The 13,470-nt window shown below is 61.4% G+C and carries 12 protein-coding genes; 10 read left to right on the forward strand and 2 right to left on the reverse strand.

Annotated elements, in window-relative coordinates:
• Positions 1-1,062, forward strand: a 1,062-nt coding sequence (locus GBC55_RS04720; RefSeq protein WP_247266860.1) for a histidine kinase, incomplete at its 5' end; no start/stop codon positions are given.
• Positions 1,059-1,697, forward strand: a complete 639-nt coding sequence (locus GBC55_RS04725; protein WP_162440226.1) for a response regulator transcription factor — start codon at positions 1,059-1,061, stop codon at positions 1,695-1,697. The genes GBC55_RS04720 and GBC55_RS04725, both read left to right, overlap by 4 nt.
• A 169-nt stretch (positions 1,698-1,866) precedes the next feature.
• On the opposite strand, the gene GBC55_RS04730 is transcribed toward GBC55_RS04725, so the two are convergent.
• Both GBC55_RS04730 and exaA read right to left on the reverse strand, forming a co-directional pair.
• On the reverse strand, positions 1,867-2,514 hold the full coding sequence (locus GBC55_RS04730; protein WP_162440227.1) for a pentapeptide repeat-containing protein: 648 nt from the start codon (positions 2,512-2,514) through the stop codon (positions 1,867-1,869).
• A 351-nt stretch (positions 2,515-2,865) separates the two neighbouring features.
• Positions 2,866-4,758, reverse strand: coding sequence for a quinoprotein ethanol dehydrogenase (exaA, locus tag GBC55_RS04735; protein WP_162440228.1), 1,893 nt, complete (start codon positions 4,756-4,758; stop codon positions 2,866-2,868).
• Positions 4,759-5,012: 254 nt separating this feature from the next.
• Here exaA and pedF point away from each other — a divergent pair, with 254 nt between their 5' ends.
• The 8 genes from pedF (at position 5,013) to pqqB (ending at position 13,387) form a co-directional block, all read left to right on the forward strand.
• On the forward strand, positions 5,013-5,474 hold the full coding sequence (pedF, locus tag GBC55_RS04740; protein WP_162440229.1) for a cytochrome c-550 PedF: 462 nt from the start codon (positions 5,013-5,015) through the stop codon (positions 5,472-5,474).
• 3 nt (positions 5,475-5,477) lie between these two features.
• Positions 5,478-6,356, forward strand: a complete 879-nt coding sequence (locus GBC55_RS04745; RefSeq protein WP_162440230.1) for a transporter substrate-binding domain-containing protein — start codon at positions 5,478-5,480, stop codon at positions 6,354-6,356.
• Positions 6,353-7,114, forward strand: coding sequence for a quinoprotein dehydrogenase-associated SoxYZ-like carrier (locus GBC55_RS04750; protein ID WP_162440231.1), 762 nt, complete (start codon positions 6,353-6,355; stop codon positions 7,112-7,114). The genes GBC55_RS04745 and GBC55_RS04750 overlap by 4 nt, the downstream gene beginning before the upstream one ends.
• A 15-nt stretch (positions 7,115-7,129) precedes the next feature.
• Entirely contained in the window at positions 7,130-8,068 is a 939-nt protein-coding gene (locus GBC55_RS04755) for a quinoprotein relay system zinc metallohydrolase 1 (RefSeq protein WP_162440232.1), read from the forward strand.
• Positions 8,069-8,408: 340 nt separating this feature from the next.
• On the forward strand, positions 8,409-10,184 hold the full coding sequence (locus GBC55_RS04760; RefSeq protein ID WP_162440233.1) for a PQQ-dependent methanol/ethanol family dehydrogenase: 1,776 nt from the start codon (positions 8,409-8,411) through the stop codon (positions 10,182-10,184).
• A 384-nt stretch (positions 10,185-10,568) separates the two neighbouring features.
• On the forward strand, positions 10,569-12,089 hold the full coding sequence (locus GBC55_RS04765) for an aldehyde dehydrogenase family protein (protein WP_162440234.1): 1,521 nt from the start codon (positions 10,569-10,571) through the stop codon (positions 12,087-12,089).
• A gap of 256 nt (positions 12,090-12,345) precedes the next feature.
• Entirely contained in the window at positions 12,346-12,417 is a 72-nt protein-coding gene (gene pqqA / locus GBC55_RS04770; protein ID WP_010455123.1) for a pyrroloquinoline quinone precursor peptide PqqA, read from the forward strand.
• A gap of 55 nt (positions 12,418-12,472) precedes the next feature.
• The gene (pqqB, locus tag GBC55_RS04775; protein WP_162440235.1) at positions 12,473-13,387 is read left to right on the forward strand and encodes a pyrroloquinoline quinone biosynthesis protein PqqB; all 915 of its coding nucleotides are present in this window, start codon (positions 12,473-12,475) and stop codon (positions 13,385-13,387) included.
• Positions 13,388-13,470: the final 83 nt, after the last annotated feature.

The raw sequence follows: 13,470 nt of genomic DNA on the forward strand, positions 1-13,470 counted from the left end.
CGTCATGTGCGGGTGCGCTGGCTGGCGCCCGGCGAAACGGCGCGGTTGCCGGGGCAGAACGGGATTGATGGCTGGCTTGGGCGGTTACTCTTCGCTGACGCCCGGCACAGTGCGCGGGTGCTGGATTTGAAGGACGGTCGACGGGTGCAGATTGCCGTGGATCCCCGAGATGAAATCGACGAAGTCTGGGACTCCCTGCAGCAATTGCTGGCGTTGTGCGGGTTGGCGTTGTTGCTGAGCCTGTTGACCATTCGCTGGGCCGTACGCCGGGGAATGGGGCTGCTCGGTGAGCTGCTGCGTGCGTTGCAGCAGGTCTCGGGCGGCCAGCTAAACGTGCGATTGCGTGCTGAAGGCGTGCCGGAAGCGCGGCAACTGGCAAGTCATTTCAACCACATGACCCAGGCGCTGGAACACGCCCGTGCCGATAACGCTCATTTGACCCGGACCCTGCTCGCGGTGCAGGAGCAGGAGCGCACGCATCTGGCGCAAACCCTGCACGATGATCTGGGCCAGTACCTGGCAGGTATTCGCGCCCAGGCCTGTTTGCTGCGACTGGTGGCGGATCAGCCGGCGACGGTGGAGCGCACCGTGCGCGATCTGGAACACAACTGCGAACACCTGCAACAGGGATTTCGTGCGCTGGTGCATGATCTGTACCCGGTGATGCTGCAGCATTTGTCGTTGGCCGAGGCCTTTGGTTTGCTGGTGGACCAATGGCAGATGCGCCAGGGTATCGAGTGCCAGTTGCGGGTCGGCCTGCAGTTGCCAGCGCTGACCACATCGGACAAAACCCACCTCTATCGCCTGCTCCAGGAAGCCCTGACCAACATCGCACGCCACGCCGACGCCAGTCAGGTGCGGATTCGCCTGCAACATCGTGGCGGGCGTTTGCGCTTGCTGGTTCGGGATAACGGGCGAGGAGCACAGCAGCCGCCGCAGCCTGGTGTGGGCTTGTACTCGATGCAGGAGCGCGCCCGCAGCCTGGGCGGCGAGTTGCGGGTTTTCAGTCGTCCCGGCGCTGGTTGGGCGTTGGCTTTGAACATGCCGTTGGAGGTGTCATGAATATTTTGCTGGTCGATGACCATGCGGTGGTCCGTCAGGGCTACGCCAGTCTGTTGCGGGCCTTGCTGCCCGCCATGGAAGTGCGTGAAGCGGCGACGGGGGAGGACGCATTGATCCGCGTGCAGGAAGCCGTGCCGAACCTGGTGATCATGGATTTCGGCTTGCCGGGCATCAGCGGACTGGAAACCACCCGGCGCTTGCGTCAGCGCCTGCCGCAACTGCGGGTGCTGTTTTTCAGCATGCACGATGAGTTGCCGTTAGTGCGCCAGGCGCTGGACGCGGGGGCGTCGGGCTACCTGACGAAAAGCTCGGCACCCGACGTGTTGATCGAGGCGGTACGGCGCATCCTGGCCGGCCACGCTTACATCGAACAGCCCTTGGCCACTCAACTCGCGTGTCACCCGCAACAGGACGCCAGCGACCCGCGCTTGCAGAGCATGACCCAGCGCGAGCTGGAGATTTTCGTGATGCTCGCCAAAGGCACGCCGGCACGGATGATTGCTGAACAACTGAGCATCAGCGGCAAGACCGTCTCCAATCACCTGACCTTGCTGAAGAGCAAATTGCAGGTCAGCTCCCACGCGGAGTTGGTGCATTTGGGGATTGATATGGGGGTGGTGAGAAAGGCGGGTTGAGCCCTGTGCGATTCTATCGCGCACTGGTCATTCTGTAGCAGCTGTCGAGCCTGCGAGGCTGCGTTCGAATGCGCAGCATTCGCCGTTCTTTTTGCGAGCGCTGCGCACTCGAACGCAGCCTCGCAGGCTCGGCAGCTGCTACAGGGATTTGTTGTAGGGATCAGATTGTTCACTTATCCCAAGTCGTCGGGCAACCGGTGCAGCCCTCCATGTTCGCATCCTGGAAATTCGCGTAATGCTGACGCGAGCCGGTCAGGTTGGCCCGCTCCAGATTGCTTTCACCAAACTTGGCCTCCTGCAGGTTGGCATCACTCAGGTTGGCGCCCTTGAGGTCGGCCTTGCTCAGCCAGGTCATCTCCAGGTCGGCGGCGCGCAGGTTGGCGTTGTGCAGTCTGGCGCCGGAGAGGCGGGCGAATTGCAGGTAGGCGGCGCTGAGGTTGGCGTCCTGGAACTGCGCGCCTTGGGCAAACATTCCCCAGCCCTGAATCGCCATCAAGGTGGCACCGGTGAGATCCGCCAGCCGCAGATTGCTCTGTTGCAGGCTGGCGCGCGTCAGGTTGGCGCCTTGCAGCTGGGTTTTTTCCAGGTTGGCGAGGTCGAGTCGGGCATGGCGCAGATCGGCACCGCGCAAGTCCGCGCCGCTGAGGTTCATGTTGCGCAAGTCCTGATTACGCAGGTTCGCGCCTTTGAGATCGGCGCCGGGGCACTGGCTATGATCAGCGATGGTGCAACCGTTGATGATGAGCGGGGCGTCGTCGCCGTCGTCGGCAACTACCGGAAGGGTTGCCAGCAATAAAAGCAGGGGCAGGTATTTCATGTCAGGTCCTTGAAGTCGGAAGGGCATCGGAGACACAAAGCCAATGTGGTAAATGAAATTTCTTTGGCCGGTGAGCTCCATTGGCAAGTGAGTTTTTGTGGCAAATGGGCTTCATCGGGCAGTGAGCTTTTGTGGCAAGTGGGTTTCATTGGGCAAGTGAGCTTTTGTGGCGAGGGAGCTTGCTCCCGCTCGGCTGCGTAGCAGTCGCAACCCAGGCGACTCGGTTCAACTGAAGAATGCACGGGGCTGCTTCGCAACCCAGCGGGAGTAAACTCCCTTGCCACAAAAGCTCCCTCGCCACAGAAGTTCTGAACACAGGCAAGCCCCCTGCGAGCACAGGGGGCAAACGGCCTACTTCTGCGCCGTCTTGCTATCCCAACTCGGGATCTTGAACACCCAGAACGACCCGCCCTGAGCTACCGGTTTCGTCAGCTCGGCCATGTCGCCACCCCACAACGGCACCGCGCCGCCGTAGCCCACAGTCACGCCGACGTACTGCTCACCATCCTGTTCCCAGGTGATCGGCGGCGAGACGATGCCGCTACCGGTCTGGAACTTCCACAATTCCTCACCGGTTTTCGCATCGAAGGCCTTGAAGAACCCGTCGCCGGTCCCGGTGAACACCAGGTTGCCCTTGGTCGCCAGCACGCCGGCCCACAACGGCAACGCTTCCTTGTGCTCCCACACCACCTTGCCGGTAGTCGGGTTCATGGCGCGCAGGGTGCCGACGTGATCGTCGTACATGCGCTTGATGCGGAAACCCATGCCCAGGTAAGCCGAGCCTTTCTTGTAGCTGACCTCTTCGGTCCAGTATTCCTCCTTCCACTGGTTGCCCGGAATGTAGAACAGCCCGGTGTCCTGGCTGTACGCCATCGGGTTCCAGTTCTTGCCACCGAGGAACGGTGGCGACACTTCCACGGATTTACCCTTGGTTTCGCCCGGCAATGGCTTGGCCGGACGCTGGCCTTCGTTCTCTACCGGCCTGCCTGTCTTCAGGTCGATGTGGCTGGCCCAGGTGATGTTGTCGACGAAGGGGAAGGCGTTCTGCAATTTGCCGTTGTTGCGGTCGACCACATAGAAGAAACCGTTGCGGTCCGCGTGGCCGGTCGCCTTGACCGTTTTGCCGTCCTTGTCCTTGTAGTCGAACAGCACCAGTTCGTTGTTGCCGGAGAAATCCCAGGCATCGTTCGGGGTGTGCTGGTAGAACCATTTCACCTCGCCGGTGCTCGGGTCGACGCCAACCTGGCCAGAGGTGTAGAGGCTGTCGTAGTCGTGGGGATTGCCGTCCTTGGACGTGCGCGCCCAAGTGTTCCACGGGCCAGGGTTGCCGGCACCGACAATGATGGTGTTGGTTTCCGGATCGAAACTCGCGCTCTGCCAAGGCGCGCCGCCACCGTGGCTCCAGGCTTCGACCTTGCCGGTTTCGGTGGTCGGGTCGTTCGGCCACGACGGCGCCTTGACGTCGCCGGTGGTGGTGCTGTCCTTGCCGTTCAGACGGCCCATGTGACCCTCGACGAAAGGCCGCATCCAGACTTCTTCACCGGTGTCCGGGTCGCGGGCAAACAGCTGGCCGACAACGCCGAACTCATCACCGGAACTGCCGTGGATCAACAGCACCTTGCCGCTGGTTTTGTCTTTGATCAGCACCGGGGCGCCGGTCATGGTGTAGCCCGCCGCGTGGTCGCCGAATTTCTTGTTCCAGACGACTTTGCCGGTGTTCTTGTCCAGCGCGATCAGCCGCGCATCGAGGGTGCCGAAGTAGATCTTGTCGCCATAGATAGCCGCACCGCGGTTGACCACATCGCAGCACGGACGAATGTTGTCCGGCAGGCGATGGTTGTAGGTCCACAGGCGCTTGCCGGTCTTCGCGTCGAGGGCGAACACCCGGGAATAGGAACCGGTGACATACACCACGCCGTCGCTGACGATGGCCTGGGATTCCTGGCCACGCTGTTTTTCATCGCCGAACGAATAGGACCAGGCCGGCGTGAGCTTGAACACGTTCTTGTCATTGACCTGGGCCAGCGGGCTCCAGCGCTGGGCGTTGGTGCCCATGCCGTATTGCAGCACGTCTTTGGTGGTCAGGTGATCGTTGGCAATGTCTTCCCACGTCACATTGCGGGTGGGGGTGGCCGGAGCAGTGGCGGCATGACTGGCAGTGCTCAACGACAGGCTGCTCACCAGCAAAAAGGCTTGCACGGCAAGGGTCAAAGGGGAAAGGGCGGGTAGCGATCTTATTGTCATGGTTGCAGTTCCCAGTGGAGGTTTTGGCCTGCACAGGGTGGTGCTCCCGGCATGTTGCCGGATACGGAAAAAGTCCCGCTGTTGCCGGGAAAACTTCCCAAGTAGGACCTGATTTGGGTGTGCGCCACAGGCCTTACTACCAAGGGACTAGAAAGCGGCCACCAAAGCAGCATGGGGCTGGCGCAATGCGCTTCCTAAGATGGTTGCCATAGCCTCTGCCAAGAGGTTTTGCGTGCAATCCTGAGGGCATAACAATGACAACAAAACACAACGCCTTGCTAATTGCCGGCTTACTGGCTGGCGTGATCAGCGCAGGCTCCGTCTGGGCACACGGCAACGTCGTACCGCAAGCGGTGGAAACCCAGGGCCTGACCCCGGTCAAGGATGCCGGCGTACAGGTCGATGCCGATGGCTGGGCAGCGGTGAACCCGTATCGCAGCTCCCCGCAGCACGATAAGGCCGTGGAAATCGGCTCTTCAGCCTACAACCAGAACTGCGCGGCGTGCCATGGCCTGGAAGCCAAGTCGGGCGGCATCGCTCCGGATTTGCGCATGCTTGACGTCGGTGACGCCGGGGACGAGTGGTTCGTCGAGCGCGTGCGCCACGGCGCGGTGCGTGACGGGCGGGTGTACATGCCGAAAATGGCGGATTACCTGAGCCAGGAAGCCTTGTGGGCGGTGCGCACTTACCTGGACACGGTTCACGTCGAGGAGTAATCCATGCGCCTGCTCGCGGTATTGATCAGTGCGCTGTTGCTGTGCTGCCAGACGGCGCAGGCGCAAGTGCGAACCTATGACGAAATGATCGCCGCCGGGGAGCTGAAAGTCGCTGTCTACAAGGACTTCGCCCCCTACAGTTTCGAAGACGCCGGACAGCCGCGAGGCGTGGACGTCGAACTTGCCGAGGCGCTCGCCAAAGCCCTAGGCGTGCACCTGACCCTGATCTGGGCGCCGGCGGGTGAGAAGCTCGACGACGACCTGCGCGATTACATCTGGCGCGCCAGTCAGCTGCACGATCTGCAACTGGCCGACATGATGATGCGCGTGCCTTACGATCAGGATTACGCCCGCAAACGCAACGACCTGGGCGAACTGGAAAACGCTCACGTGGTGATGTTCGGGCCTTACCAGACTGAACAATGGCAAGTCGCTTATGACCGTCGTCGACTGGACAAAGTCGGCAGTGTCGCCGTGTTTGAACAGCATCCCATCGGCGTCGAAGTCGACAGCGTGCCGTCGTTCTACCTGACCTCTGTGTTCAACGGCATGCTCGCCGCTAAAACCCGCCACTATCCCGGTGTGCCCCAGGCTTTTGCGGGGATGAAGGCAGGCGAAGTCGATGCGGTAATGGCGATGCGTGGCGAGATTGACTGGCAAGTCCACGAAGCGGCCGATCCGCAGGTGGCGCTGGCGGAAAACGCCTACCCGAACATGGGCAAGCAACGCTGGGAGATCGGCATGGCGGTACACGAAAGCAACCGGCAGCTGGCGTATGCCGTGGAAGAGGCGCTGGAAGGCCTGATTCGCGACGGTTCGGTCAAATCCCTGTATGCCCGTTACGGCCTGCGTTATGACGTGCCGGAGATGTATCAACAGTGAACTGGCGAGCGAGTTGCCTGTTAGCCGTCTGGTTGCCGATCGCGGCACACGCGGCGGACATCGACCCCGGCAAAGACCCGGTGCCGTCCGTGATGTGGGCGTTCTACCACAAGCAGATGCTGGGCGATGCGCCGTTCGTGTTCGATGACCGGGTCAAGCTGCTGGCACCACCGTTCGCCGAGGACGCGCGGCAAGTCCCCCTGGAAATCGACGCCAGGGCTTTCAAGGGCGATGTGGTGAAAATCCTCGCCTGGGCCGAACTCAATCCCTTGCCCAAAATCGTCGATTTCCAGCCTGTGACCGGCGTGCTGCCCTGGCTGTCGATCCGTATTCGCATTGAACAGGCCACGCCTTTGCGCGCGGCGGTGCTGACCCGGGATGGCCTGTGGCATGTGGGTTCGACCCTGATCGATGCGGCGGGCGGCGGCTGCACCGCACCGAGTGTGGTGCGCACTCAGCCCGGTTGGGAGGAGCACATCGGCGAAGTGCTGGGCGGCCGGTATCCCCGTGGCGAGTTCAGTCGCGTGCGCGTGCAGGTGGCGCATCCGATGGACAACGGCATGGTCAGCGGCATCCCGGAATTCTTTATCAATCACGCCGAGCTGAGGGACCAGAACGATCAGGTGCTGGCCCGTCTCGAGCTGTTTCCCGCCGTCAGCGAAAACCCCAACCTGACCTTCGACATCGAAGGGGCAGGGCAGACGCGCCTGTTGCTGCGTGACAACAGCGGCAATGAGTTCGATGCGGCCATACCCTGACCCAAGGAGCGCGCGATGCGCTGGATGCTGTTGTTGTTCATCGGTTTGAGCTGGCCGGCACTGGCCGATCTTGAGTATTCGCTCAAACCCAGGCTCATCGCCCCGGACACCTGGTTGCTGGAAGGCCGCACCGACAATTTCGCCAAGGCCAATGGCGGCAACATCGTCAACGCCGCGTTCATTGTCACCGAACGCGGCGTGGTGGTGATCGATACCGGGCCCTCGAAGCGCTACGGCGAAGCCATGCGCAAGGTCATTGCCGCGACCACCGACAAGCCGGTGATCGAGGTGTGGCTGACCCACCATCACCCTGATCATGTGCTGGGCAATCAGGCCTTCAGTGATGTGCCGATTGCCGCGTTGGCGGGCACTACCGAGTTGTTGCATCAGCAGGGTGATGCGATGGCCGAGAACATGTATCGACTGGTGGGCGACTGGATGCGCGGCACCGAGGTGGTGTTGCCGACCCGGACGCTGGAGCCGGGTGTGAAAAGTTTTGGGAATCACGATTTACGCGTACTGAGCCTGGGTGGGCACACGGGCGCGGATCTGGCTATTCTCGACCAGCAAACCGGGGTGCTGTTTGCCGGTGATCTGGTGTTTTATCAACGGGCGCTGACCACGCCCAATTCTCCCGGGCTGGCGGTGTGGCTGGCAGACATCGCGACCCTGCAGGCGTTGCCCTGGACGCTGGTGGTGCCCGGTCACGGGCCGGTGGCCACAGATGCAAAACCCTTCGAGCAGATGCGCGATTACCTGTCCTGGCTCGATCAACTCCTGCGCGACGGCGCCGCCCAGGGCAGCGACATGTCCGAGATGATCCGCAGCCCCATTCCCGAGCGTTTCGCGGGCATCAATCTGAGCCGCTACGAGCTGATCCGCAGCGTCAGCCATCTGTATCCGCGCTATGAGCGGGAACAGATGAGCCGAGTCGATTCCGCTGCGGGCAAATAACCCGCTCTGCCGACGCAACCCTTTACCCCACTGCCAACACGTCCCCTGTAGCAGCTGCCGAGCCTGCGAGGCTGCGTTCGGATGCGAAGCATTCGCCAGCCATTTTGCGAGCGCTGCGCACTCGAACGCAGCCTCGCAGGCTCGGCAGCTGCTACAGGGGCGGTGTACGGCTGCTGCTACAGGGGACGTGTATGTCCGGGTTTGGTCTCATCCGACCCGGTACTAAGGGACTAGCAATCTCAGCACTGCGGGCAATTGTTGCCAGGGCGGCGGCGCCCAAGAATCTGCACCTGACCGGGAAAATTTCCCGGGTATAACAAAAATCGCAGAGGTAGCCGTCATGACCCAACCCGCACGTCGCCAACCCTTCATCTTGAGCGTTCTGTTCAGTGCCATGCTGCTGTCCGGCCAGGCGCTGGCGGGCGTTACCGACCAGGACATCCTCCAGGACCCTAAAAACCCGGACCAGATTGTCACCAACGGTCTGGGCGTCCAGGGCCAGCGCTACAGCCCGCTGGACACGCTTAACGTCGATAACGTGAAGGAACTGCGGCCGGTCTGGGCGTTTTCCTTTGGCGGCGAGAAGCAGCGCGGTCAGCAAGCGCAGCCGATGATCAAGGACGGCGTGATGTACATGACCGGTTCCTACTCACGGGTCTTCGCAGTGGATGCGCGCACCGGCAAAAAACTCTGGCAATACGATGCACGCCTGCCCGATGACATCCGTCCATGCTGCGACGTGATCAACCGTGGTGTCGCGCTGTACGGCGACCTGGTGTTCTTCGGCACCCTCGACGCCAAGCTCGTGGCCCTGAACAAGGACACCGGCAAAGTCGTCTGGAGCAAGAAAGTTGCCGATCATAAAGAGGGTTATTCGATCAGCGCCGCACCCATGGTGATCAACGGCAAGCTGATTACCGGCGTGGCCGGTGGCGAGTTCGGGGTGGTCGGCAAGATCGAAGCCTACGATCCGAAAAACGGCGACCTGCTGTGGACCCGCCCTACGGTGGAAGGCCATATGGGCTACGTCTACAAAGACGGCAAAGCCATTGAAAACGGCATCTCTGGCGGCGAAGCGGGCAAGACCTGGCCCGGCGACCTCTGGAAAACCGGTGGTGCGGCCCCTTGGCTGGGCGGCTACTACGACCCGGAAACCAATCTGCTGCTGTTCGGCACCGGCAACCCGGCACCGTGGAACTCGCACTTGCGTCCTGGCGACAACCTTTACTCGTCCTCGCGCCTGGCACTGAACCCCGACGACGGCACGATCAAATGGCACTTCCAGAGCACGCCTCACGACGGCTGGGACTATGACGGCGTCAACGAGCTGGTCTCGTTCAACTACACCGAGGGTGGCAAGGAAATCAAAGCCGCCGCCACCGCTGACCGCAACGGTTTCTTCTACGTGCTGGACCGCACCAACGGCAAGTTCATCCGCGGCTTCCCGTTCGTGGACAAGATCACCTGGGCCACCGGGCTGGATAAGGAGGGCCGGCCGATCTACAACGAAGCCAGCCGGCCGGGCGCGCCGGGTACTGAAGCCAAAGGCAGTTCGGTGTTCGTGGCGCCGGCGTTCCTGGGTGCGAAGAACTGGATGCCGATGGCGTACAACAGAGACACCGGGTTGTTCTACGTGCCGTCGAACGAATGGGGCATGGACATCTGGAACGAAGGCATTGCCTACAAGAAAGGCGCCGCGTTCCTTGGAGCCGGTTTCACCATCAAGCCATTGAACGAGGACTACATCGGCGTGCTGCGGGCCATTGACCCGAAAACCGGCAAGGAAGTCTGGCGCCACAAGAACTTCGCGCCGCTGTGGGGCGGGGTGCTGACCACCAAGGGCAACCTGGTGTTCACCGGAACGCCTGAAGGGTTCCTGCAAGCGTTCAACGCCAAGACGGGTGAGAAAGTCTGGGAATTCCAGACCGGCTCCGGCGTCCTCGGTTCGCCTGTGACCTGGGAAATGGACGGCGAGCAGTATGTGTCGGTGCTGTCCGGCTGGGGTGGCGCGGTGCCGTTATGGGGCGGCGAAGTGGCCAAGCGGATCAAGGACTTCAACCAGGGCGGGATGCTCTGGACGTTCAAATTGCCGAAAGACCTGGTTGCTAAACACTGACGCTGATTGCGCTGATTGCGCTGATCGTTGCTGATCGTTCCCACGACTGTGTGTGGCGCTCGCTGACCTGTGGCGAGGGGATTCATCCCCGTTGGGCTGCGAAGCAGCCCCAAAACCTGCAACCCAGGTGTATCAGGTACGCCGTGTGTGATGGTTTTACGACTGCTGCGCAGCCGAACGGGGATGAATCCCCTCGCCACAAAGGCATTCACCCTGCCACACATGCGCGATGCCACTAGTACCGGATCGCACCGACGCTTTTTTCTACGACCAAATAACGAGAGTCCCCCTGCCAACGGCGCATTCGTCTGGCACGCGGGGCTCTCTACTATCGGTTCATCGCCTGTTTGCCCGACAGGCATCGACCCAGACTGAGGCCTAATCATGATCTACGCACAACCCGGAACCCCCGGCGCCGTCGTTTCCTTCAAACAGCGCTATGGCAACTTCATCGGCGGCGAGTTTGTCGCCCCGGTCAATGGCGAGTATTTCACCAACACGTCCCCCGTCACCGGTGAGGCGATCGCCGAGTTCCCTCGTTCCAGTGCTGCCGACATCGACAAAGCTCTCGATGCCGCCCACGCCGCTGCGGATGCCTGGGGCAAGACCTCGGCGCAGGACCGCTCTCTGGTGCTGCTGAAAATCGCCGACCGTATCGAACAGAACCTGGAAATCCTCGCCGTCACCGAAACCTGGGACAACGGCAAGGCCGTGCGCGAAACCCTGAACGCCGACGTGCCGCTGGCCGCTGACCATTTTCGCTATTTCGCCGGGTGCATCCGCGCACAGGAAGGCGGCGCCGCTGAAATCAATGAGCTGACCACCGCCTATCACTTCCACGAACCACTGGGCGTGGTCGGGCAGATCATCCCGTGGAACTTCCCGTTGTTGATGGCCGCCTGGAAACTCGCGCCGGCCCTGGCTGCCGGTAACTGCGTGGTGCTCAAGCCTGCCGAGCAGACGCCGCTGTCGATCATGGTCTTCGCGGAATTGATCGCCGATTTGCTGCCGGCCGGCGTATTGAACATCGTTCAGGGCTTCGGTCGCGAAGCCGGCGAGGCATTGGCCACCAGCAAACGCATCGCCAAGATTGCCTTCACCGGCTCCACTCCGGTAGGCGCGCACATCATGCATTGCGCTGCCGAGAACATCATTCCAAGCACCGTCGAACTGGGCGGCAAGTCGCCGAACATCTTCTTCGAAGACATCATGAACGCCGAGCCGCAGTTCATCGAGAAAGCCGCTGAAGGTCTGGTGCTGGCGTTCTTCAACCAGGGCGAGGTGTGCACCTGCCCGTCACGCGCGCTGGTTCAGGAGTCGATCTACGAACCGTTCATGGCCGAGGTGATGAAGAAAATCGTCAAGATCAAACGCGGCAACCCGCTGGACACCGAAACCATGGTCGGCGCCCAGGCGTCCGAGCAGCAATACGACAAGATCCTCTCGTACCTGAAAATCGCTCAGGAGGAGGGTGCCGAATTGTTGACCGGCGGCGCGGCCGAGCGTCTGGAGGGTGACTTGTCGACGGGTTATTACATCCAGCCGACCCTGCTCAAGGGGCACAACAAGATGCGTGTGTTCCAGGAAGAAATCTTCGGCCCGGTGGTGGGTGTGACCACGTTCAAGGACGAAGCCGAGGCACTGGCGATCGCCAACGACAGCGAGTTCGGCCTGGGTGCGGGCCTCTGGACCCGCGACATCAACCGCGCGTATCGCATGGGCCGGGCGATCAAGGCCGGACGGGTATGGACCAACTGCTATCACCTGTACCCGGCGCACGCCGCATTCGGTGGCTACAAGAAATCCGGTGTCGGTCGTGAAAACCACAAAATGATGCTCGACCATTATCAGCAGACCAAAAACCTGCTGGTGAGCTACGACATCAATCCGCTGGGGTTCTTCTGATTCCTCAAGAACACTGAAAAACCTGTGGGAGCGAGCTTGCTCGCGATAGCGCAATGTCAGTCAACAAGTGTGTTGAATGTGACGCCGCCATCGCGGGCAAGCCCGCTCCCACAAGGTTTTGTGTGTATTTGGAAAACCGTGCAACACCCCCTACCAACGCACCCGCGACTTCGTTCGAAAGTAGCATTCGGCCGCCTGGTCCGCCGTGCATTAATGGCTCTACCGGAATTGCCCGGCACAAGAAGAGGATTGACCCATGTGGAATAAACCCGCGTTTACCGATCTGCGCATTGGCTTCGAAGTGACGATGTATTTCGCCAATCGTTGATTGTCCACCCGGCCAGCCGTTGTGTTGGCCGGGCCTGCCTTCTGGAGCATTGCTCATGCACATCCGTGTTCTTGGTTCCGCCGCCGGTGGTGGTTTTCCGCAGTGGAACTGCAACTGCCGCCAATGCACCGGCGTGCGCAACGCCAGCCTGCGCGCGCAGCGAAGGACGCAGTCGTCCATTGCCCTGAGCGACAACGGTGTGGATTGGGTGCTGTGCAATGCTTCACCGGATATTCGCGCGCAGCTTGAAAGCTTCGCGCCGCTGCAACCGGCTCGTCGATTGCGCGATACGGCGATTGCCGGGATCGTGCTGATGGACAGCCAGATCGACCATTGCACCGGCCTGCTGAGCCTGCGCGAAGGCTGCCCGCATTCGGTGTATTGCACCGAGCGCGTGCATGAAGACCTGAGCAGTGGTTTTCCGTTGTTCACCATGCTCACGCACTGGAACGGCGGCTTGCAGTGGCACCCCATAGCCCTGGACCGTGAACCCTTCAGTATCGCGGCCTGCAAGCACTTGCAGTTTCGCGCGATTCCACTGACCAGCAACGCACCACCGTATTCGCCGAATCGCGGCAATCCGCAACCAGGCGACACCATCGGTCTGTTCATCGAGGACCTGCGCAGCGGCGCCTCTGTGTTCTATGCGCCGGGCCTGGGGCAGGTCGATGAGGAAGTGCTGGGCTGGATGCAGCAAGCCGATTGCCTGTTGCTGGACGGCACCTTGTGGCGCGATGACGAGATGCGCGTGTGTGAAGTCGGGCAGAGCCTCGGCAGTGAGATGGGCCATCTGGCGCAGAGCGGACCGGGTGGCATGCTCGAGTTGCTGGAGGCTTACCCGCGCCAACGCAAGGTGCTGATCCACATCAACAACACCAATCCGATCCTCAATGAAGACTCGGCGGAGCGCGCGCTGCTGGATCGGCGCGGGATTGAAGTGGCCTATGACGGCATGAGTATTGAGTTGTAGCGGCTGGCCCCATCGCGAGCAGGCTCACTCCCTCAGGGATTTTCGGTTTACCCAGCACTGCGATGTACCCAAAACCTGTAGGA

This window comes from Pseudomonas sp. TNT3 (assembly GCF_010095445.2).
Taxonomy (GTDB): domain Bacteria; phylum Pseudomonadota; class Gammaproteobacteria; order Pseudomonadales; family Pseudomonadaceae; genus Aquipseudomonas.